General features: G+C 60.1%; 22 protein-coding genes. 12 read left to right on the forward strand and 10 right to left on the reverse strand.

Features of this window, described 5'->3' with window-relative positions; translation table 11 throughout:
- The first annotated feature begins 28 nt into the window (after positions 1 to 28).
- Positions 29 to 265, forward strand: a complete 237-nt coding sequence (locus BUS42_RS46315; RefSeq protein ID WP_074306048.1) for a tyrosine-type recombinase/integrase — start codon at positions 29 to 31, stop codon at positions 263 to 265.
- On the opposite strand, the gene BUS42_RS42550 is transcribed toward BUS42_RS46315, so the two are convergent.
- From BUS42_RS42550 to ispF, 9 genes are all read right to left on the reverse strand, one after another.
- Positions 262 to 927 carry a hypothetical protein gene (locus BUS42_RS42550; RefSeq protein ID WP_143206252.1) on the reverse strand — a complete coding sequence of 222 codons (666 nt, stop codon included), beginning with the start codon at positions 925 to 927 and terminating at the stop codon, positions 262 to 264. The genes BUS42_RS46315 and BUS42_RS42550 overlap by 4 nt on opposite strands.
- Positions 924 to 4121, reverse strand: a complete 3198-nt coding sequence (locus BUS42_RS05800; protein ID WP_074306052.1) for an HsdM family class I SAM-dependent methyltransferase — start codon at positions 4119 to 4121, stop codon at positions 924 to 926. Before BUS42_RS05800 ends, BUS42_RS42550 begins: the two co-directional genes overlap by 4 nt.
- A 949-nt stretch (positions 4122 to 5070) precedes the next feature.
- On the reverse strand, positions 5071 to 5238 hold the full coding sequence (locus tag BUS42_RS46320) for an integrase core domain-containing protein (RefSeq protein WP_410001675.1): 168 nt from the start codon (positions 5236 to 5238) through the stop codon (positions 5071 to 5073).
- Positions 5239 to 5380: 142 nt separating this feature from the next.
- A complete protein-coding gene (locus BUS42_RS42560) occupies positions 5381 to 5767 on the reverse strand; it encodes an integrase catalytic domain-containing protein (protein WP_074306054.1) in 387 nt (128 codons plus the stop codon).
- A gap of 278 nt (positions 5768 to 6045) precedes the next feature.
- The gene (locus BUS42_RS05815) at positions 6046 to 8004 is read right to left on the reverse strand and encodes an ATP-dependent DNA helicase (protein WP_074306056.1); all 1959 of its coding nucleotides are present in this window, start codon (positions 8002 to 8004) and stop codon (positions 6046 to 6048) included.
- Positions 8005 to 8131: 127 nt separating this feature from the next.
- Positions 8132 to 9157, reverse strand: a complete 1026-nt coding sequence (thiS, locus tag BUS42_RS05820; RefSeq protein ID WP_173878236.1) for a sulfur carrier protein ThiS — start codon at positions 9155 to 9157, stop codon at positions 8132 to 8134.
- 186 nt (positions 9158 to 9343) lie between these two features.
- Entirely contained in the window at positions 9344 to 9895 is a 552-nt protein-coding gene (gene ruvC / locus BUS42_RS05825) for a crossover junction endodeoxyribonuclease RuvC (protein ID WP_074306058.1), read from the reverse strand.
- Between the two features lie 99 nt (positions 9896 to 9994).
- Entirely contained in the window at positions 9995 to 11461 is a 1467-nt protein-coding gene (gene cysS / locus BUS42_RS05830) for a cysteine--tRNA ligase (RefSeq protein ID WP_074306060.1), read from the reverse strand.
- 77 nt (positions 11462 to 11538) lie between these two features.
- A complete protein-coding gene (ispF, locus tag BUS42_RS05835; protein ID WP_074306062.1) occupies positions 11539 to 12021 on the reverse strand; it encodes a 2-C-methyl-D-erythritol 2,4-cyclodiphosphate synthase in 483 nt (160 codons plus the stop codon).
- Between the two features lie 485 nt (positions 12022 to 12506).
- Here ispF and csrA (BUS42_RS05845) point away from each other — a divergent pair, with 485 nt between their 5' ends.
- The 8 genes from csrA (BUS42_RS05845) to BUS42_RS05880 all read left to right on the forward strand — a co-directional run bounded on the left by csrA (BUS42_RS05845) (position 12507) and on the right by BUS42_RS05880 (position 17540).
- On the forward strand, positions 12507 to 12701 hold the full coding sequence (csrA, locus tag BUS42_RS05845) for a carbon storage regulator CsrA (protein WP_074306066.1): 195 nt from the start codon (positions 12507 to 12509) through the stop codon (positions 12699 to 12701).
- Positions 12702 to 12775: 74 nt separating this feature from the next.
- Complete coding sequence (gene csrA / locus BUS42_RS05850; protein WP_074306068.1) at positions 12776 to 12970, forward strand: carbon storage regulator CsrA; 195 nt, start codon at positions 12776 to 12778, stop codon at positions 12968 to 12970.
- Between the two features lie 112 nt (positions 12971 to 13082).
- Complete coding sequence (locus BUS42_RS05855; protein ID WP_074306070.1) at positions 13083 to 14306, forward strand: aldo/keto reductase; 1224 nt, start codon at positions 13083 to 13085, stop codon at positions 14304 to 14306.
- A gap of 285 nt (positions 14307 to 14591) precedes the next feature.
- Complete coding sequence (locus BUS42_RS05860) at positions 14592 to 14939, forward strand: RNA recognition motif domain-containing protein (RefSeq protein ID WP_074306072.1); 348 nt, start codon at positions 14592 to 14594, stop codon at positions 14937 to 14939.
- Positions 14940 to 15128: 189 nt separating this feature from the next.
- Positions 15129 to 15317 (forward strand): 30S ribosomal protein S21, encoded by a 189-nt coding sequence (gene rpsU / locus BUS42_RS05865; RefSeq protein WP_026012078.1) that lies wholly within the window; start codon positions 15129 to 15131, stop codon positions 15315 to 15317.
- Between the two features lie 188 nt (positions 15318 to 15505).
- Positions 15506 to 15931: a DUF6157 family protein gene (locus BUS42_RS05870; protein ID WP_074306074.1), complete on the forward strand. Its 426-nt coding sequence runs from the start codon at positions 15506 to 15508 to the stop codon at positions 15929 to 15931.
- A 169-nt stretch (positions 15932 to 16100) separates the two neighbouring features.
- Entirely contained in the window at positions 16101 to 16571 is a 471-nt protein-coding gene (locus tag BUS42_RS05875) for a hypothetical protein (protein WP_074306076.1), read from the forward strand.
- Positions 16572 to 16598: 27 nt separating this feature from the next.
- The gene (locus BUS42_RS05880) at positions 16599 to 17540 is read left to right on the forward strand and encodes an IS630 family transposase (RefSeq protein ID WP_074306078.1); all 942 of its coding nucleotides are present in this window, start codon (positions 16599 to 16601) and stop codon (positions 17538 to 17540) included.
- Here the strand turns inward: BUS42_RS05880 and BUS42_RS05885 are convergent.
- Entirely contained in the window at positions 17527 to 17715 is a 189-nt protein-coding gene (locus tag BUS42_RS05885) for a hypothetical protein (protein WP_074306080.1), read from the reverse strand. The genes BUS42_RS05880 and BUS42_RS05885 overlap by 14 nt on opposite strands.
- A gap of 87 nt (positions 17716 to 17802) precedes the next feature.
- Here BUS42_RS05885 and BUS42_RS05890 point away from each other — a divergent pair, with 87 nt between their 5' ends.
- The 3 genes from BUS42_RS05890 (at position 17803) to BUS42_RS05900 (ending at position 20224) form a co-directional block, all read left to right on the forward strand.
- On the forward strand, positions 17803 to 18351 hold the full coding sequence (locus BUS42_RS05890) for an ISAs1 family transposase (RefSeq protein WP_256386125.1): 549 nt from the start codon (positions 17803 to 17805) through the stop codon (positions 18349 to 18351).
- A gap of 213 nt (positions 18352 to 18564) precedes the next feature.
- Positions 18565 to 19650 carry a DUF1559 family PulG-like putative transporter gene (locus BUS42_RS05895; RefSeq protein ID WP_074306082.1) on the forward strand — a complete coding sequence of 362 codons (1086 nt, stop codon included), beginning with the start codon at positions 18565 to 18567 and terminating at the stop codon, positions 19648 to 19650.
- Between the two features lie 109 nt (positions 19651 to 19759).
- A complete protein-coding gene (locus tag BUS42_RS05900; RefSeq protein WP_074306084.1) occupies positions 19760 to 20224 on the forward strand; it encodes a hypothetical protein in 465 nt (154 codons plus the stop codon).
- Positions 20225 to 20482 lie beyond the last annotated feature (258 nt).

A 20482-nucleotide genomic window follows, 5' to 3' on the forward strand; every position in this document is an offset into this window, starting at 1 on the left:
GCGGACGATGAAACTGACTGACAATCCGATGACCAGCAAATCGATCTGCGAGTTGGTTAAGCGGAGGCTGAAAGTCGCGGGATTGCCGTCGCGGTTGTCGCCACATTCCTTCCGGGTGGCGGCGGTAACGAACCTACTAACGCAAAGGGTGCCGCTGGAGGATGTGCAATACCTGGCTGGGCATTCGGAGCCGCGAACCACCGCACTCTACGTTCGACGGCAAAAGCGTGTGACGCGGAACATCGTAGAGCGAATTTCGAGTTAGGCCGACTCTAATTGCATAATCATATGGTGTAATTTTAATTCTGGCGTTGTTGCACGAGCGTGCTGGCTTATCCGATGGGGGCGGGTGGGAAACTCCGCGACTTCCTGAAGCGATTGCTTAAGTTCCGCTTCGAGATTGGCAAATACGGTAGCCGGCGTTCCATGGAGAAGATAGCCGATCATCCCGGCCACGCCAACAAGGGGTGCGCCTCGTCCGGCAACAAACTTGTTTCTCACGTCGATAAGGTACTCGGCAATGGCGCCATCGGTTTGAAGCACTTTGGCCTCGATCGGCAGTTTCCACCTGGCATTCATAAAATGCACAAAACATAAATCATATGCTATTGGTTTTGCGCTTGGGCCTTGCACTGTTTCAAATTCGTCAGCTTCGTGTGAGGGGATGACAGACGCAAAACCACCTGTATCTTTTCTCCAAATCAACTGGATTTCCAGAAAATGTATTTCAGTAAGGCCCCGCTCCAATTGAATAGGATCTTGGGTGAGGTCGATCCTCGCTAGGTGTTTTTGCCTGAGTTGATCATAAGAACGCCAGAGACAATCCATCAAGTGAATGGCGACACTGCTGGCCCAATCAACTGGTAATTGAGCATCGGCCGGGTTGCTGGGCCAGATCAACTGACTTAAACAACGGCGTTTTGTCATAGTTCGGTAGATCTCTGTGACGCAGCTTGTAGGATGGAAGAGGAGAGTTGGTCGGCATCGCGCATGGCAAGTGAACGCGTCCAGTAGCGGCATTCATCGGGTTTGATAATGTAGAGGCTATGGACTCGCCGGTCCGATTCTTCGTGGTTATGAAACAGGAAGGCTACACGCTGGAAAAAAAGTCCATCGATTCCGCTACCATCTTTTTGCGGCTTGAGGCACGTCCCATAAAAACCGTCGAGCGTTTTCACCAGGCCATCCGCCTCAAACTTCTCAACCTTCACCGTTTCGTGTCCTGGCCAGTCGAGATGAATCGCGATCATGCGAACAGGAAGTAGCGGTTGATCGTCCGATTCTTCAAAAACCGTAGCGCACACCGCTTTATCGTTGCCGAAGGTGGCCTTGACCACGCGGCAAAAATACGCTGCGTACTGCTCGATATTGAATTGCCTGCTGGCCTTTGCCCATGTTCGCGAAGTCGGCGAGTAGGATTCCGATCCTTCGGTCTGTTGATTGGGGAGGCCAAACCTCAGCAAATCTTCTATAAGCACCCAATCGGCTTCATATAAATGGAAAAGCTCGCGGACTCGCCGGTCCACATCAATGGCGGACTTGATGCCATCAAGCATTCGCGGTTGAGGGTCAACCAAAGGTACGCTCAATAGCTCCTTTACCAAAGGCTCCGGCCGGTAGTGCCCCAATCGGCTGCTTGTAATTGAAATATAATAGACTGACAACTGACTCGTTAGGCTTAACCACGCGGACTTCAGAATATTGCCATTGCCAGCTTCATGTACAGAAATGAAGCTTTGAGAGCAGATAATCCCCCATTCAGGTTCGTCACCCTTCACGAGTGCGGCCTGAAACCGCTGGTGCTCGACCTGTAAAGTTTGCTTGATGATAAGCTGAGGCAGCTTAAATGCATCAAAGTTGGTGCTGTCACGGTCATGAACCATGCCAGATGTTTCTTTAGGTAGTTGTGAGGCGTCGATCTGGAGAAACATGCCTACCGGAAAGTCTCCTCCGTCCATCACTCGCTTTCCGACGATGTCTGGCTCGAAACGAGCTTTGTTACCGCGAATTACCCCCTCGCGCGTGTCGACCAGCCCTTTCTTTTTATACTTCTTCAACGTCGGTGCGGAACGCAGACGACGTATCAGATCCAAATCTCGCCGGCCACCGAAAGCAAGTGCAGGCCAGACATCAGGTTCGTTGGCGGCTTCGTGATGTGTTAGCTGGTTCACGTCGTGGGATGCAATAGTAATCCGGGTCCGGCCCTGCCTATCGCCAGAAGGCTTGGGGTAAATGTAGTGAAGCGTTGTCGCGGGCGTCGGCTTCTGGCTGCCCATGATAATTACGCATGCAGGGCCGACGACATCGGGGAACAGTTCTCTGCGAATGCCGGAAAGATTGATAACTTCATCGACGGTAAAATCAGTGAACAGTTTAGCTCGTAACTTGGCAGCGGAGCCAGATCGCAGGTATAGGAGCGGGGACGCGGGCTGGATCATGGCCACATGGCCATCTGCCTTGACCAGGAGCGCAGCCTTGGCCAGAAATAAAGGACCGATATCGAAGTTTGAGACCGGCCAGTGATGTGTCCCTGCCCATTCTTCGGCTCTAGTGAAAGGTGCTTTTTCCTCGGCCGTAGCTGGATCGATTTCTTCCGGCGGGATCTGGTCGGACGTTTGCTTTATCGAACCATCGCCCCAAGGGGCATTGCCGACCACCAAATCGTAGACAGAGGCGTCCTCAACGGAACGAATACCGGTAATTGCATCATCGAAGAAGTCTTTCGCAATCAGCCGTGTGCCACGGATATGCGGAAAGACTTTCCCTCGCTTGAGGTAGTATTTGGGTTCGATAGCATCCGCCATCGCCAGATAGAGGCTGAAGCAGGCAACGCGAACCGCTTCGCCGTTGATATCCACCCCACACAGATTCTGGGCCAAGAGTGGCTTTAGATCGCTGACGTGAGGCTCTTTATCCGGGTGGGCTTGCTTCCAACGATAGATGAGACGTTGAAATGCCTTGACCAAAAAGATCCCCGATCCACAAGCAGGGTCGAGAATTTTGAGGTTCCATTCCGTTCCGTTCCACGGGAGAACGCCGTCAAGTACGAAGTCAACCAAATGCGTTGGGGTATAATAAGCTTTGCCGCGTTCGCGGTCCTCGTTTAGGAATTCTTCATAAACGCTGCTGATGAATTCAAGTGGAATCGTATCAAAAGAATAGTAACGCCAAAGAAGCAATTGCTGATTGCGTTGGTCAAGTTTGCCCGAGACGAAGTCCGCTAACAGCTTGAGGTGATCAGGTGTGACGGCGTCTTTCTCGTCCTGCCATGCTTTTTCGCGGTCATCAGTGGACTGGCCGTCCTTACCTGGGAAAAGGTCTCCGTTGAATTTATCGTCCAGCCATCCAAACAGGGCGTAGGTTTCCTCTTTGTCTCGGAGGATGGTTTCGAGGCCGGTATGAACCTGTGTTAGTTTGCCCTCAAAACGCCCTTCAAGAAGCTTCCTATCGATAAACGGACGACCGTCACTGTCCTTCCGGTCGAAGAGAAATTGCGTGAAAATCATTCGCGCGAGCAGATCATGGCAATAGTGCCGTGGAAGAGATGGATTGGAATTCAGCAATTGCCTTCGGATGAATCGGAGGTTTTTCAGCAGGAGTTTGTCAGCACGGCCTTCCATCGGGAATTTGCTTGGGGTCTGTCTAAGCACGCTACCGGTGATTAAGCTGACCCAATGAAGCAGGGCCAACAAACTCGGTTGCTGTGACGATGGGGAAGTTGCGAACTGTTTTGAATCCAGCTCGTGGACTTTGCGTTGAGCCAATGATTTCTTAGGATGCTGATAGCATGACCAGACGATCAATCGATGCGGTTCAAGCGTGATGAGCAGGGCAGTGCGTGAAAAATTCCAAGCTAGACGATGGGCTTCCTCAAGCTCGTCATTGCTGGCACCGGTGGGAAATTCGCAAACGACCGCGATCGGTGGCTCGGTGCTCTCTGAGTTTGGATCCACCGCAAGCACGCCCACATGGACACTGCTTCGAGGATATTTGCGTTCTAATTCGGCACGAATCTTACGTTCGGCGAAATCTGCGAACACGCGAGCCCCGGAGCCAGCTGGATGGAGGATTTGATCTCGGCTGGGCCAGCCAAACGTTCTATGGGCATCGTCAAGTAGCATCAGCGTGACTTGTCCGGATTAATCATTGGGTATGCTTCCTTGAGAATGACGCTATCCGGTTTGAAAAGGTCCTGTTGTCCTTGGTCCATTTTTCTTACGACGTCATCGCTTCGGAGCTGGTTCCGGGAAATCGTTTCGCTGGGCTAATTCCACCAATGCACGATCAATCAAGTCCGTAGACTTAAGCCGCATGTGCCCCGCTAAACGGTGAATCCACGCCCGCCAGGCCGGGTTACCCCTGATGGCGATCACGGTTTGTCGCGGATGATCGGAGCGGGGGCGGCCTATGCCGTTCTTGTCCGACCGCGGTTTTTTGCCCATGCTTCCCATACTTCCTGCTCCATAATCCACAAAAGTATAGTCGCAGAATCCGGGAGCATCTTCAAGGGAGCAAACGCAGAATTTTTGACTACGCGGAAAGTCGTCGCCTCTTTGCTCCTCGGCCGCCTTGGGCATCGACGCTGCTGACTGGGCGATTCGACTGGCCTAGCGCTGTTTCGGGGGGCATCAAGGCTCAGTATAGGCTGCCCTGACGGGCCTTTTTTCTTGCCGCGGACATAGGGAAGGCTTGATGTCTTTTTTCAAATGATCGCGTAGAATCACCCAGAGGATGCCAATCTAAGCGAATTGAGGTCGATTATGGGTAAGGCCAAGTCATCGTCCGGCGGGGATTAGCTGCGGATTTCGTGGGCGATGAACGTGTAATGGTTCAGCGTGAAATGGAGAAACCGGGGTTGGGAGATAAGGTAGTGAATGTTTGACCAAAGGGTTAGGATTTGCCGCTTTCGTGCGAATCCCGAAGGGAAGACAGGGCGGTATGGTGCCGCCCCTCCTTCGGTCTTGGCCCTGGGTGGCGCTCGGGGCGTATCGCCACGGAGCCCTATCCTCCGGCCCAGGCCATCTTCCATCGTAGCGCCGTCAAACCGTTCGAGCAACGACTTTCCGGCGATCAGACGGTGGGCTGAACTTTCGAGCGGGCGGCTCTCCTCCTTTCTCTCGCCGCATCCAACTTGCGATCCCGCTCTTCGAAGATCGCCCGATCGCGACCGGCCAATTTGTCCGCTGGCGTGACGTAGCCGATCGCACTGTGCAAACGGACCTCGTTGTAGTGGGCCACGAACTCAGTGACGAGCCTCCTCGCCTCCTCCAGGCTCAGGGAGGGGCTTGACGCGGATGCACTCGCCCTTCAGGGGCTTGTGCCATCGCTCGATCTTTTCATTGATTTGATGATAATGCAGAGATGTCATCACGTGAGTAACTCAACAAATCCGGATGAATTCCTTGAAGTCCTTGCCAATGAACTGGGGGCCGTTGTCCGAGATGATCCGTGGCCGCTCGCCGGAAAAGCGAGAGCGTCCCCGCTGGACGATCGTCTCGACTTCTGCCTCCGTCATGCTCTCGCGAATCTCCCAGTGGACGATGAATCGACTGCAGCCGTCCAGGAAGCTACAGAGGTAGAAGAAGGTCCCGGCGACGTTGATGTACGAGATGTCGATGTGCCAGTGTTCACGCACTCGGAGCGGTTGCTGGAAGCCGTTTCCTTTGAATAAAGGTTTGCCGTTATGAAGCTTCATCAGCCCGGCGTTGCAAAGGACTCGGTAGACGCTCGAGGGACTCACGGCGACGACATCGGTGTCGAGCATCATGGAGGCGAGCCGCCGGTAGCCTTCCAGGGGATGGGTGGCGTGGTAATCCAGAACGGCTTGCTTCGCCCATGGTTCGAGCTACCAAATGCTGGTTGGCGAAAGTTCGGGGAACGATATGAGAACAAGTCTTTGAGGTTATGGGAGCCGAATGCGATTTCGGGCCAGTCCCCAGTCAAGACACGACGACATCGCCGAGTCCCACCTCCGAGGCAGATTCGGGCGAAGCCCCGGGCCGCACCGGGTTCCTTCGGGCCTTCCGGCTCCGGACTGATTCCGGGTCAGTCGAGAATCCGAGGGCAGGCTGGCAGCGAATTCAAGAACGTTCGGCCGTACGGCTTGGTGAGTACGCGGGGGTCGAGAATCACGACGATTCCCCGGTCGGTTTTTGAACGGATCAGCCGGCCGAACCCCTGCTTGAGCTTGATCACTGCCTCGGGAATCTGATAGTCGGTGAACGGGTTGCCGCCGGTCCGGCGAATCGACTCCAGGCGGGCTTCGAGCAACGGGTGGCTTGGCACGCTGAACGGGAGCCGAACGATGATCACGTTCGAGAGCGCCTCGCCGGGCACGTCGACCCCTTGCCAGAAGCTATCGGCGCCGAAGATTACGCTATCCACGTCGGCCTTGAAGGCCTCGACCATTTTGGTGCGCGGCATGCCTTCGCTCTGGGCGATCAGGGTGATGTTCCGCTTCGCGAACCAGGGGGTGAGCGCTCGGACCGCCGCGTCGAGCATCTTGTACGAGGTGAAGAGAACGAACGCCTTCCCCTGGGTCTTCTCCAGGTAGTGCGGAATCGCCTGGATCGCCTGGCGCTCGAACTCGGCGCTCTGCTCGGAGGGATCGGGAAGGTTCCTTCGCAGGTGGATCGTCACCTGGTTCGGAAAATCAAACGGGCTGCCGAGTTGGAGGCTCTCGCCTTGCGTGAGCCCGAGCCGCGTCTTGCAAAAGTCAAAGCGCGGTGGAGAACCGACACTCAGCGTGGCCGACGCCAGGATGCAGGTGGGGACGCGATCGAACAGCGAGCGACGGAGCGTCGCTCCGACGTCCAACGGCGCGGAGGCGAGTGTCACCCGCCTCCGCGCACCGGCGGTGAGCTCGACCCAGTGGACGCTATCCGGTTCTTTCTGGCCGAGCCAGGAGGAGAGGGAGTTGGCCATCGCGAGGCAACGCTCTTCGATGGCCGAGAGCTCGATCCGCTGCTCTTCGGCCGCGACCGACTCGGCCCCGTGCCGGAGCGCTGACGCGAGCTTTCGCAGCTCCTCGCAAACGGTATCGGGCCAGGCGATCGGTTTGCGGAGCCGGCCATTCGTCGACCCTTGCGACGTCTGCCACTCGGTGACATCGTCGAAAAAGTTGAGCGCCTCGGTCCGGACCCGTTGGAGCTGAATGATCGCGTCGTCGAGCTTGTGATAGGCCAGCAATCCCTTGCGCGTTCGCTCGTTGTAGAGCTTGCCGAGGGTGTAGTCGAACTGGCCGCTGGTGATCTTTAGCCCGAGGTGCTCGCCCGCTACTGCCTCGAGTGTGTGCGCCTCGTCGAAGATCGCGACGTCATAGTCGGGAAGCAGGCTGGCCCCCGCGTTTCGGAGTGCGAGGTCGCTCATGAAGAGCGCGTGGTTCACGACTAGGATGTTGGCCGTCCACATTCGCCGGCGTGCTTTGTAATAAAAGCAATCTTTGTTGCGAGGGCAGGAGCGACCGAGGCAGTTGCCGTTCTCGCTCGCGATTGCGTCCCAGACGTGGGGTGCCGGGCGGAAATCGAGGTCAGCGCGGCTGCCGTCGGTCGTTTTTCCCGACCAGAGCCGGATCTCGGAGAGCTGGTCGTGATCTTCGGGACGAGCGAACGACGCGTCGGCGCGGGCGACGGTCGCGTCGAGCCGCCGCAGGCTGATGTAGTTGGAGCGTCCTTTGACCAGCACCGCCGAGAACTCTTGGGGCATCACGGAGCGAAGGAACGGGAGGTCCTTCTGAAGCAGTTGCTCCTGGAGGCTGATCGTGTGGGTGGAGACGACCACCTTCTTCTGGCCGGACTCGGCCGCCGCGAGGATCGCGGGGACGAGGTAGGCGAAGCTTTTGCCGACCCCCGTTCCGGCTTCGACCATGAGGTGCGTCTTGTTCTCGATGGCGCGGGCGACCGCTTTGGCCATTTCGAGCTGTTCGACGCGTGACTCGTAGCTCGGCAGCCGCCGTGCGATGGCCCCGTCCGGACCGAGGATAGGGACGGGGTCGAGAGCCGACATGAGACGCTCCATTCCGTGTAGACGACGGCGGACCGTCCTGAAGCTGAAGCAAGAGGGACTTATCAGGTCAAATTCAATGAGGAGAGGCCGCGTTCCCAAGGCGCGAGGCGCGGCCCCAAGCGGACCGTCAGTTGATCGTTCCTTCGGTCGGGCTCGATGCGGTCGCGTACAGTTTCTTGGGAATCCGGCCGGCCCCGGCCGCGAGCCGACCGGCCTCGATCGCCAATCGCATGGCGTGGGCCATCCGGAGCGGGTCCTTGGCCCCCGCGATTCCCGTGTTGAGCAGCACACCGTCGCAGCCAAGCTCCATCGCCAGCGCCACGTCGCTGGCGGTTCCGACCCCGGCGTCGACGATGACCGGATAATTCGGGTCGCTCCCCTTGAGATCCTCGAGGATGATCCGCAGGTTGTTGGGGTTGAGGATCCCCTGGCCGCTGCCGATCGGGCTGCCGGCCGGCATCACGCTCGCGGCGCCCGCCGCCTTGAGCCGACGGGCCATGATCGGGTCGTCGCTGGTGTAGCAGAGGACCTGGAACCCTTCGTTCACCAAGACTTGCGTCGCCTCCAGGGTCGCGACCGGGTCGGGGAGAAGCGTCTTGGTGTCGGCCAGGACTTCGAGCTTGACCCAGTCGGCTCCGGGATTCTCCAGGCCAAGGAGGAGTTCGCGGCCCAGACGCGCGGTCCGCAGGGCGTCCTCCGCGGTGAAGCATCCGGCCGTATTGGGCAGGATGGTGTAGCGCTTGGGGTCGAGGAAATCGAGCAAGCTGCGGCCGTCACGATCGAAAAGTCGTTCCCGGCGCACGGCGACCGTCACGACCTCGGCGCCGCTGGCGTCGAGGCAGTCGCGCATCAACTCGAGGGTGGTGTACTTGCCCGTTCCCACGAGCAAGCGGCTCTGAAAGGTGTGCGAGCCGATCGTCAAGGTGCCGGGATCGAGGACCGCGGGGGGGCCACCGCCGCCGCCGACCAGGGTCACCACTTCCAGAATGTCCCCGGGGATGATCGGGGTTACGTCGTGACGTGCGCGGGTGACCAGGCCGGAATTGACCTCGACCGCCACATGCTCGGGCCGGAGCTTAAGTTCGCGCAACAAGTCGGCCACGGTCAATGGCGCGGGCACCTCGCGCTGCTCGCCGTTCAAGGTGATAATCACTGGAGATCCCGTCGTCCCCTTTTTTACCGCGACTTCCACTCGCTCAAGCCGGAGGTTTGAGCGTGGGAGCGGAAGAATCGCGTTCCCTCGTTGTTGACACCTGTCCATCGTAAAGAGGCGGCTCGTCCGAGGTCAAGCCAACGCGCCGTTTGCCTGGGGCGGGCGGCCAAACCTCAAAGGCGGCCGTCAGCGGCCGAGCAGGCCGCGCTGGCTCCGTTCGATCTGGTAGTGGCAGAGCGCCACGGCGCAGGCGTCGGCCACGTCGTGAGGCTCGGGCAGTTGATCGAGACCGAGCTCGGTCTGAATCGCGTGTTGCATCTGGAGTTTCGGCGCCTTGCCGCTCCCGGTCAGCGTCTTCTTGATCCGGGAGGCGGCGTAGCCGACCACCGGGATCCCCCGCTGGGCCGCCGCCAGGACGATCACTCCTCGCGCATGGGCCATCAGGATAGCGGTCCGAGGATGTTTCAGGTGGCTGTGGACCTGCTCGAGCGCGACCGAGGAGGGGGGAAAGGCGTCGAGGACTTCGGACACACCCTGATGGATCAGGTCGAGCCGCCGTCCCATCGGCGCCTTGTCGGCACGCGGTCGAATCACTCCGGCCTCGATCACGAACGGGCCCCGGGGCGAGGTTTCCACCACCGCGTAACCGGTGACGATGAGGCCGGGATCGATTCCGACGACCCGGAAAAAGGGTCGCTGACCGGGTTCGGAGGTCGGAACCGTACTCGTCGTCATCATCGTGCTAGGCCCTTCCTTGGGACGATTCCCCAAGGGTGGGCGTGGCCCACCCGGTCGACTGTCTTGTGGAAACATGCGTTCGCGAGATCCCAACGCCGGTCAATCGATTCGCCATGAAGTGCCGTCGGCTCGGTCTTCGAGAGTGACGCCGAGGCTCGACAGCTTGTTACGAATCTCATCGGCCAACGCGAAGTTTTTCTCCTTCCGAACTTGTGCACGAAGATTCACCAGCAGGTCGAGCAGAGGGGCGGTGAGCCGATCCTGGTTGGTCTCGGGCTTGGCCAACGGCACGCGGAAGAGGCCGAGAAGCTGGGTCAGCTCCTTGAGAACGACCATGCCCGCCTTGTATTCCACGAGCGCGGGGCCTGACTGCGGAGTCAGGTCGTTGGCGAACCGGTTCAGGGCGTGAATCGTCTCGTAGAGTTCACCGATCGCGCCACCGGTGTTGAAATCATCGTCCATGGCGTCGAGAAAGCGCTGGCGGTGGGCGGCGATCTCGCCCAGGAGGGCCGACGCTCCCGGGTCGAACTCGCCCCGTCGGGTCGGCGCGGAGAGTTGATAGAAGCTCTCCCCGGTGATGCGTTCGAATCGCTCGAACCCCTTGAAGAAGGCTTGCAGGCCGCGCGCGAGTTCGTCGAGCCGCGAGGGTCCGTAGTCGATCGGCCGCCGGTAGTGGCTGGTCAGGAGGAGGGCGCGGATCGTGTCGGGCGAATGGGCCTCGAGCAGGTCGGCCATCAAGACGATCGTGCCGGGATCAGACTTGGAGATCTTCTTGCCGTCCTTGGTCAACAGGCCATTGTGCAGCCAGTAGGTGGCGAACGGCTGACCCGAGTACGACTCGGACTGGACGACCTCGTTTTCGTGGTGGGGGAAGACCAGGTCGAGCCCGCCACCGTGGATGTCGAAGTGAGCGCCGAGGATCTTCATGCTCATGGCGGAGCATTCGATATGCCAGCCGGGGCGGCCCGGTCCCCACGGGCTCTCCCAGAACGGCTCGCCCGGTTTCGACCCCTTCCAGAGTGCGAAGTCGCCCGGGTGCCGTTTCACGACTGTCGGTTCGATCCGTGCACCCGCTTGGAGTTCCTCGGGGTCGCGATGGCTCAACTTGCCGTAGTCGGGCGCTTTCGACACGTCGAAGTAAACGTCGCCCGAGGACGGGTAGGCGAACCCCTTGTCGATCAGCCCTTGGGTCATCTCGATGATTTCGCCGATGTGGTCCGTCGCGCGGGGCATGTGGTCGATGCCGTCGACCCCCAGCGAACGGAGGCAGGCGAGGTAGTCTTCGGTGACTCGCTCGGCGAGTTCCTTGACCGTGGTCCCTTCCTTCTGGGCCTGCACGATCAACTTGTCATCGACGTCGGTGATATTAACGACCCAGGTGGCCTCGTAGCCCAGATAGACCAGGTAACGCTTGATGGTGTCAAAGATGACGGGCCCGACCATGTGGCCGACGTGGCTGCGGGAGTAAACGGTGGGGCCACAGACGTACATGCCCACCGCGCCCGGGCGAACCGTCTGGAAAGCTTCTTTGGTCTGAGTCAGCGTGTTGTAGACGCGAAGCGACATAGCGGTCGGGCTCGGTTTCGTGACAGTTTGTGGAAGGAAGAACGTCGGCGGCCTTGGGCGAGCGATTACCGTGGCGATCAGGCGGGTTCGGCCGCATTGAGCAGCACCACCGCCTCGCACGAGATGGCTTCGGCCCGGCCGATCGGTCCGACGTGCTCACCGGTCTTGGCCTTGATGTTGACGTCTTGCGCGGCGAGCCCCAAGAGGTTCGCCAGGTTGGTGCGCATCTCCGGCTTGAACGACGAGAGCTTGGGCTGTTGCGCGTGAATGATGACGTCGCAGTTCACCGGCCGCCACCCTTCGCGGGCGACCCGGCTAACGACATCCCCGAGCAAGACGCTGCCGTCGAGACCGGCCCAGTGGGGGTCGGTATCGGGGTAGTGCTCGCCGATATCGCCGAGCCCGGAGGCTCCCAACAGCGCGTCCGCCACGGCGTGCATGACGACGTCGGCATCGGAATGCCCGAACAGGCCGAGCGGATGCTCGATCCGGACCCCGGCCAGGATCAAGGGGCGTCCTTCCACCAGACGATGTGTGTCGTGACCGATCCCTACACGCACGTGAAGATCCTGAACACCCTCGAAGTCAAGTCATTCCGCCCAATCGCGCGGCCGATCGTGGAAATCGTATCCGCTTCGGCCTTCCTTTGCCATCCCCGGTATCGCACGCCCCGCCGATCGCGGCGAAATCGACCGAGCACGGTCGGGGCGCCGTTGCGGCCGCGCCGCACTGGGAATGAAGTTTCAACATGGTCGGTCGCGGCCATTCCCATTTTTTCCGGGTCGGCCTGTAGAATTGGGAAGAAAGGGTTGTAGAACTGGACAAAACCTCCGTAGATTCACGCCGACCTGGAAAACTTGAGAAATTTTTAAGTCGCGTCTGGCGATGCCTTTCCGACTCTCTGTATGGCGACCGGGACGATGTCGGCACACCCCGTGCTTATCTTTAATCTCGTTCGCCACGAGGGCTCGCCAAACCTGGTGCCGGCAACTCGGAAGCGACGGAATCGCAAGACTTTGGGAAGCCTGAATCAAGGAGCGATGACATGCTGGTCCTGAGCCGCAAGCTGAACGAGAAGATCGTGATCGATGGTGGAATCGTCATCACGGTCGTCAAGATCGACCGCAACCAGGTTCGTCTGGGGATCGAGGCACCGGGCCACATTCCGGTCTACCGCGAAGAGATTCTCCCGCTCGCCCTGCTGGCCAAGGAACAAGAGGCACTCGCCGTCTGCTCCTGAGCGATTCGGCGAACATCCGGTTCGGCATCGAAACCCATCGCCTTTTTTTCTGAAAAGCACTCACGGAGGCTGACATGCTGGTCCTGAGCCGCAAGCTGAACGAGAAGATCGTGATCGCTGGTGGGATCGTCATCACGGTCGTCAAGGTCGATGGTCATCAGGTTCGCCTGGGGATCGAGGCACCTGAGCATATTCCGGTCTACCGCGAAGAGATTCTCCCCCACGCCCGCCAGGCCAGGGATCGGGAAGCGCTCGCGGTCTGTTCTTGAGGGGCTGAGCCCACAATCTCCTCGACAATCCTCGAGCCGTCGACTAGTTTAACATTCGTCAAATGACGGACCGCTCATTGAATCTCGAGGCCAGGGTCGCGGAGAAACGCTCATGCACGCAGACGATGTCTCCGGTTCCGAAGTCAATCGCCGCGGTTTTCTGCAAACCGGCGCCCTCGCTACCGCCTCGGCCATGACCGTGGCCTCAGCATCGGGAAGTTTGGCGGCACCGGCCGCGGAGAAGAAGACAATCCTGCCATTGCGTCCGCTGGGCAAAACCGGCGCCGACGTGACCATCCTCAACCTGGGAACCTGGCGCAGTCCGGGGACCGACCGCCTCCTTCGTTTCGCCTACGCCAACGGCGTGCGCTACTTCGACACGGCCAAGAGCTACGGCTCCGAACCGGCCATCGCGCGCTGGCTCCAAGCGATGCCTGAAGTCCGCAAAGAGATTTTCCTCGCGACCAAGGACCATCCCGTCTCGCCCCGGGACCTGATCCCGCAGCTCGACAGCCGGCTCGCCGCGCTTCAGACCGATTACCTGGATCTCTTGTTTATCCATGGCATCGGCAGCGACTACGGCCCGCAATCGATGGACTGGCCCAAGAGCAAGGAACTGAAAGAGACGATCGAGACGATCAAGAAGTCGGGCAAAGCACGATTCGTCGGGATCTCGTGTCATGACGCGAAACGGGCCGAGTACATCCAGGCGGCCGCCGACGGCGGATTCGTGGACGTGGTGATGCTCCAGTTCACCCCCTGGCTTGAAAAGGATGCTCCGCTGAACCGGGCGCTCGACGCCTGCCACAAGCGAGGCATCGGCCTGGTCTCCATGAAACAGGTCGCCGGCCACGGTGAGCTCGAGGACGTGGTCAAGCGGGTGCCCTCCCTCAAAGAGAAGGGGCTCACGCCTTACCAGGGCCTGCTGCACGCGATCTGGTCCGACGAACGGATCAGCTCCGCCTGCGTGTCGATGCGGAATACCGATCAGATTACCGAGGACAGCCTGGCGGCCACCAAATTCACGGCCATGAACCGCGCGGAGATCGAACAACTCCGCGACGCTTGCTTGGCCGCCGGCCCGACGTTCTGTGCCGACTGTGATGGCCGCTGTGCGCGTGCCGCCGGAACCGACGCGGCGCTGGGTGATCTGACCCGACTGCTCACCTACCACGATCAGTACGGCTACCGAGGCGAAGCCAAGCGACTCTATGGCCTGATGGCGGAACGCGACCGCAATTGGGCGGGAGCCGACCTCGACGCCGCCCAGCGTGCCTGTCCGAACCGACTCGATTTCAGCGCACTGCTCCCCCGGATCGACCGTAACCTGGCCTGATCTTAGCAATCTGGTTCTGTTCCCCTGATGCGACCTGACGGCCCGGAACCTTCCGGGCCGTCAGCATTTGCGCGCGATGCACAAGTGATTCTCGGTGCGATCGGGGGATTTCGCTTGAGTTTGCGAGGGGGGATCGACATATTACCCAGTGGCGCGAAGCGATAGGGACCTCGTCCGCTCTTGACGGGCGATTCACCGGACGCTTCACCACGAAGCCTCGGCGATGACGCTCCGACGTTCGCAACAGTGCGAACCCGGATGGTTTCTGAACAAGGCTAGCGACCCATGGGCAAAAACATCTACGTCGGCAACCTCCCCTATGACACCACGGGTGATGACCTGAAGCAGCTCTTCGAGGCCTACGGAGCGGTCTCGAACGGCCAGGTCATCATCGACAAGTTCAGTGGACGCAGCCGTGGCTTCGGCTTCGTGGAGATGGACCACGACCACGAGGCGCAAGCCGCGATCGACGCGTTGAATGGAACCGACTACGGCGGGCGCCCGCTCACCGTCAACGAGGCCCGACCGCGCGAAGCACGTAGTACCGGCAGTGGTCGGGGTGGTTACGGCGGCGGAGGCGGCGGGGGCTACAGGGGATCCTATGGAAGCAACGAGGGGGCTGGAGGTTACTGACGGTCGCTTTTTCCGCGACGAATCCGGGATTTAGCGGAGATCGGGGCTTGGACAAGAGCCGCCGCCTCGACTATACTCCGTAATCGCGATCGTTTACGAAAGAGAGGCCCGGTTGGTGCCGGTCTGCCTCTTTCGTGTCATTTCCCGCCGCTCGAACCGGTGGGAGCCTGGAAGTCGGGGGTTTTGCCTGTGGTGAAGTTACGGGTACGGTCCGGCGAGTCGATCCAGGAAGCGGTTCGTCGCTTCCGCAAACTCTGCGAGCGCAGCGGTCTCCGGAAGGAAATGCGGCGCAAGGCCTATTATGAGAAGCCCAGTGAGCGCCGCCGCCGTGAGGAACTGAAGCGTCTTCGCAAGGCTCGCCAAGCTGCCCGCGTTTGATCGCCACGATCCGGGCCTGATTCGAATCGGCCCGAATCCTCTGACCGACGCGATTCTTCGACCAATCACCAAGCGGTCGAGACGGCTGCCACAACAGCGTATTGCTGTTCTGGCTTCCCTCTCGACCGCTTCGTCTTTTTCGAGAGCTGTTGAGACTCCCGAAATCCTCGAGGGTGAAGAGGACCGCCATGAAAAGCATGGGTGCGACGGATACATTCATCCAGGTGGCGAGTGACTGTGCCGTGAAATGCGGGGTCATTCCGATTGCGAAGGGCGAGCACAAATCGATCCCCGTCCTCCAGTATGAGCTGCTCTCCACTCACCCTTACCGCTACACCCACGATGACCTTCTCTACGAGGTCCACGTCAGGCACAAGTCAGTTCCGGCCGAAGAGCAGAAGGTCCGCGCCCAGGCGATCCGCGCGGAGTTGCTCGCGAAGCCGCACCCCTGCCTTCGGGCGTCGCTCCTCCCCAAAAAGTACGGCTGGGGGATTCATTACGATGGGCAGGGGCGTATCGCGCTCTATCCCATGGAGTCGGACGCTTACCGACGCTTCGTACAGGGAGAGGGCGCGACCACATTGGTGATCGCACTCAGGAACAAGCGTGCTTGACCAAGTCTTCCCTTTGAAGTGTCTGGCCATGACTGTCTCCTATCACTACCGCCCGCTCGCTGAATGCGGCCTGACCGTTGACCACCGGAGGCCCCATCCACGAACTCGGGTTTAGAACGACCACTGCGGCCCGTATACTGGAGGGACGATACCCAGAGCGAGGACCTTCATGCCTCGTTGCAGGCCGTTCAAGCTCGTCGATGCCATGATCCTGGTTGCCACCTCGGCCCTCGGGATGGCGGAGTTGCGTCCTGGGTGGAACCAGTTTCGGATGTTCTGGGCCGGCATCAACAGGGTTCCTACCTGGCAAGCCTATGTCAGGATGGCCCAGAGTAGCTTGACTATCGTCCTCTTGAACCTCGCCGTGGCTTACGTCTGGATACGTTTGATCCCGCCCCGCCTACCCTGGCCGGACCTGATTCGTCAGCCAGGTATGCTCTTGTTAGTTCTCCTGATCGGACTCGCGTTCCTCTGCATGGTCCTGGCCGCGTTGGTCCCGCAGGTCGCTCAGACGAACATGATCATCGCCTTTGCTCTCGGGTTGTCCTGGGCTGCGGGATGCCGCCGTTATCGATCCCACGCCGAGTCGGGATGGATCGAAGTTCTAGAGCGCCTAACAGTTGGATGGCACGCCATTTGAAAGGAGATCTGAGTTAGGAGGTGGCCGATGACACCCTATTCTCAAGATCTCCGACTGCGGGTCCTCGAGACGATCCAGCGCGGTGACGGGTCGGTACGCCAGATCGCGAAACGGTTCCTGGTCAGTATCTCCTTCGTCACACGCTTGCTCCAACTCCATCGCACGACCGGCTCGGTCGAACCCAGACCGCACGGCGGTGGCAACCCCGCCGTGCTCGGGTCCGAGGACTTGGAACGGCTTCGAGAATTGATCCGCCAGCAACCCGATGCCACACTCGAGGAATGCCGCCAACGACTCGGCCTCTCGTGCTGCCTGATGACCATCTCGCGCGCCTTGAGCCAATTGGGGCTGCCGCGCAAGAAGAAGGTGCCCCGTGCCCAGGAGCAGGACCGCCCGGACGTCCAGGAGCAGCGGCGCGAATTCTGCGAGCGACTCGCTGGCGTGGACCCGAAACGCCTGGTTTTCGTGGACGAATGCGGGGCCAACACGGCGATGACCCGGACTTACGGCCGCGCCCCGGTGGGAGAACGCGTCTACTCCACGACGCCCGGGCACTGGGATTCGATCACGCTGACCAGCGGGATGGGCCTCTCCGGGGTGACGGCGACGTTGGCCTTCCCGGGCGCCACCAACACCGACGTGTTCGAGGCCTACGTGGAACAGGTGTTGGTCCCGGAGTTGAAGTCGGGGGACGTGGTGATCTGGGACAATCTCAAGCCGCACCAGTCGGAAGATGCGATCGAGGCCGTCGAGACGGCCGGAGCGGAGGTGGTGCCGTTGCCGCCGTGGAGTCCGGACCTGACACCGATTGAGGAGATGTTTTCGAAGGTCAAGGGTGCGATGAGGTCGGCGGCGGCGCGAACGAAGGAGACGGTCTATGCGGCGTTCGGTTCGGCCTTGCATGACGTCACCCCCGAAAACATCGCCGGATGGTTCCAGGACCGTGCGGCGTATGCTATGCAACTGTGAGGCGCTCTAACCGGATCGTCTTCGGGTCGCACTCCAGGACACCCGCGATGTATTCGACCCCGCCGTGCCCCAACTTCGCGGCCTCGATCGCCGCATACCGCCGCCGGTCGTTCTCTTTCAACGAGCCGAAGAGCCGTTTCATCATCCGTTGGACTGTCGGTGTGTAGGCTTCCATGTGACCCTCCCGTATACTCCCTCCAAAAATCTGGTCTGACATCCTAACCGATGCCAACCACGGAAGTTATCCCCGGCCTATTCCTATGTGCTGGCGGTGAAGGGGAATCAGCCCCTCCTGTTCGAGGGCATCATGGATTTCTTTGTGGACCACATGGACGACGACTTTGCCCGAGTGAAGGTGAGCCAGTATGAATCGAACGAGAAGGGGCATGGTCGCAAGGAGCACCGGAGTTACTACGTCTGCGACGTGCCCGATGACCTGGCCGATCGGGCCCGCTGGAAGGGTTTGAAGCAGATCGGCGTGGCGATCAGCGAGACGATTCGAGGTGGCAAGCCGTGCGATGAGGTCCGCTACTATATCTTGAGCAAGGAGATGAGCGCCAGGCAGTTCGGGGCGACGGTGCGAGGTCACTGGGGAATTGAGAATTCCTTGCATTGGCAGTTAGACATAACGTTCGGTGAGGATCAAAGTCGGATTCGTAAAGATCACGCCGACGCCAATTTTTCCATCGTCCGCCGCATGGCATTGAGCCTGCTCAAGAACGAGAAGAGCAAGAAGTTGGGGGTGAAGTCGAAACGACTCACTGCCGCCTGGAATGACGACTATCTCGAACAAGTGCTGTTTGGAACATGACTTATGGTGCAATCGCCCTGTTCATTGGATCCGGCCTCAGATCATGCCACAACAGTGCGTTCAATGGCATTCATGAACGGAGGACGTGGATTGCCCATATTTCAACCAAACCTCCACTCAACCTGGCTCAATCTTAATAATTGGTCCGTAGAATCGTATCCGCTAACCGGGGGTACGATCCTACAACGCTTATACAAGGTTGAAAAGGCTGAGATGTTGACCTACAAACCGAGGTCGGGCTTCACCCTGATCGAGCTTCTTGTCGTCATCGCAATCATTGCCGTGTTGATCGCCTTGCTCCTTCCCGCAGTCCAGGCGGCTCGCGAAGCCGCGCGCCGCGCGCAGTGCACCAACAACGTGAAACAACTGGGGCTAGCTTCGACGAACGCCGAGTCGACGACCGGGGCTTTCATCCCCGGCTTCGGCCCCGACTTCAACGCCGCGGTCATCGGGGGAACGTGCGGCTCCCGCCCCAACGTGTTGGCCCAGCTCTTGCCGTATCTTGAGTTGTCCAGTACTTACAACGCGTTCAACTTTGAGTGGTGCCTCAGCGGCTATGGCCTGAGCACGGCCAACGGGACGGCTCAGATGCAGATCGTCTCGGCGTTCAATTGCCCGTCGGATCCCAACGCCGTCAAGCTCTTCGACCTGGGTTACGCCAATTACTGCGGCAGTCTCGGGGCGACCGCGGCCCAGCGGATCGGCACGACGGCGGCCTCCTTCGAATCCAACAGCGCTCGTGCGGGTGTCTTCAACGTCATCGGCCTGGACACCACGGCTACCACCTATCCCAACAAGAATCGGGCCCTGCCGGTCACGATCGCCTCGGTGACGGACGGTACCAGCAACACGAGCCTCTTCTCCGAGACCAAGCGCAGCAAGGCGGCCAATACCACCGCCGACGCCGCCGGGTGGACCTCCGGCATCCTGCCGACCGACCCGGTGAACTTCCTCTACATCAGCAACGGTGATCTCGGCGTGGCCCCCAATTGCTCCTACGGCGGGTCGGGGTACGCCGGCCGGCTCACCTACCGCGGCCAGCAGTACTACCGCAACCTGCCGATCTGCGGTTACTACAGCCACACCCTGACCCCGAACTCGAAGTGGTTCGATTGCGGCGTCTTCGGTACGGCTTTCAACAACGGCCATATGGCGGCCAGGAGCTACCACTCCGGCGGCGTGAACGTGGGCTTCGCCGACGGCTCGGTCCGCTTCATCAAGGATGCGATCAGCCTGCCGACGTGGCTCGCCCTGGGCACCCGGGCCGCCGGCGAGGTCGTCAGTGCCGACTCATACTGAGGTGAGGGCTCCCGCGAGCCCGACGCCTCGTCTCGATGCTCGTTGGGAGGCGGCCTGATCGCCCCCTCCCATTCTTTTTTAGCACCTAATCCTCGGACTGACAGGCGACATGCGCTCCTTTCTCCTCGCGACACTCCTCCTCCCCATCGGGCTCGTCGCCGGCTGCAGCAGCGAGCCGGCCGGCGTCCCCGTCACCCAAGCCAACCAAGCCGAGGTCGCCCTCAGCGACGTCGGCCAGATGTTCCGCCAATACACCTTTAACCATCACAAGCCGCCGACGAAGGTCGTGGATTTCGCCCCGCTGGAGGCCGTCAATCCGATCGGCCTGAAGGCTCTCCAGGACGGCGACGTCATCGCACGCAGCGGCGTGGTCATCCAGGACGTCGACGAAGGCCCCGCGACGAAGGACTCGCCCGACGAGGTGATCGCCTACGCCAAGGAGGTCCCCACATCCGGCGGCCCCGTTCTGATGCACAACCGAACTATCCGCCAGATGACGGCAGAGGAATTCAAGGCCGCCAAGCTGGCCGGCGACGGCGACATGGCCGCGGGCGCGGCCGCCAAGGGCAAGTAGTTCTGAGGTGCGACCAACTCGGGGAGCGTGAACCGGCCGCCGCGATCCGCCACGCCCGACGAGCGCTCCCTATACCCTGTCAAACTTCTGCTGAGGTTCAGGCAAGTCGCTTCACTTTGTCCGAGGACAGGCCGAACAAAGTTTCGCAACTCACTACCCAGGCACTTCAGTGAGGAGGCCTGGGAAGTTCAGAGAAGATCGATTTGCCGATGTAAAGGCGCTGTGAGGAAGGCCCCGGGATCCTAGTCCGACGTCGGT

The sequence above is a fragment of the Singulisphaera sp. GP187 genome (genome assembly GCF_900129635.1).
Classification (GTDB): domain Bacteria; phylum Planctomycetota; class Planctomycetia; order Isosphaerales; family Isosphaeraceae; genus Singulisphaera.

Coding starts and splice junctions, on each gene's coding strand:
- BUS42_RS46315 (WP_074306048.1), top strand. CDS start 29: ATGACCAGCAAATCGATCTGCGAGTTGGTTAAGCGGAGGCTGAAAGTC.
- BUS42_RS42550 (WP_143206252.1), bottom strand. CDS start 927: ATGACAAAACGCCGTTGTTTAAGTCAGTTGATCTGGCCCAGCAACCCG.
- BUS42_RS05800 (WP_074306052.1), bottom strand. CDS start 4,121: ATGCTACTTGACGATGCCCATAGAACGTTTGGCTGGCCCAGCCGAGAT.
- BUS42_RS42560 (WP_074306054.1), bottom strand. CDS start 5,767: ATGATGCTCGACACCGATGTCGTCGCCGTGAGTCCCTCGAGCGTCTAC.
- BUS42_RS05815 (WP_074306056.1), bottom strand. CDS start 8,004: ATGTCGGCTCTCGACCCCGTCCCTATCCTCGGTCCGGACGGGGCCATC.
- ruvC (WP_074306058.1), bottom strand. CDS start 9,895: ATGATGACGACGAGTACGGTTCCGACCTCCGAACCCGGTCAGCGACCC.
- cysS (WP_074306060.1), bottom strand. CDS start 11,461: ATGTCGCTTCGCGTCTACAACACGCTGACTCAGACCAAAGAAGCTTTC.
- csrA (WP_074306066.1), top strand. CDS start 12,507: ATGCTGGTCCTGAGCCGCAAGCTGAACGAGAAGATCGTGATCGATGGT.
- csrA (WP_074306068.1), top strand. CDS start 12,776: ATGCTGGTCCTGAGCCGCAAGCTGAACGAGAAGATCGTGATCGCTGGT.
- BUS42_RS05855 (WP_074306070.1), top strand. CDS start 13,083: ATGCACGCAGACGATGTCTCCGGTTCCGAAGTCAATCGCCGCGGTTTT.
- BUS42_RS05860 (WP_074306072.1), top strand. CDS start 14,592: ATGGGCAAAAACATCTACGTCGGCAACCTCCCCTATGACACCACGGGT.
- BUS42_RS05870 (WP_074306074.1), top strand. CDS start 15,506: ATGAAAAGCATGGGTGCGACGGATACATTCATCCAGGTGGCGAGTGAC.
- BUS42_RS05875 (WP_074306076.1), top strand. CDS start 16,101: ATGCCTCGTTGCAGGCCGTTCAAGCTCGTCGATGCCATGATCCTGGTT.
- BUS42_RS05880 (WP_074306078.1), top strand. CDS start 16,599: ATGACACCCTATTCTCAAGATCTCCGACTGCGGGTCCTCGAGACGATC.
- BUS42_RS05885 (WP_074306080.1), bottom strand. CDS start 17,715: ATGGAAGCCTACACACCGACAGTCCAACGGATGATGAAACGGCTCTTC.
- BUS42_RS05895 (WP_074306082.1), top strand. CDS start 18,565: ATGTTGACCTACAAACCGAGGTCGGGCTTCACCCTGATCGAGCTTCTT.
- BUS42_RS05900 (WP_074306084.1), top strand. CDS start 19,760: ATGCGCTCCTTTCTCCTCGCGACACTCCTCCTCCCCATCGGGCTCGTC.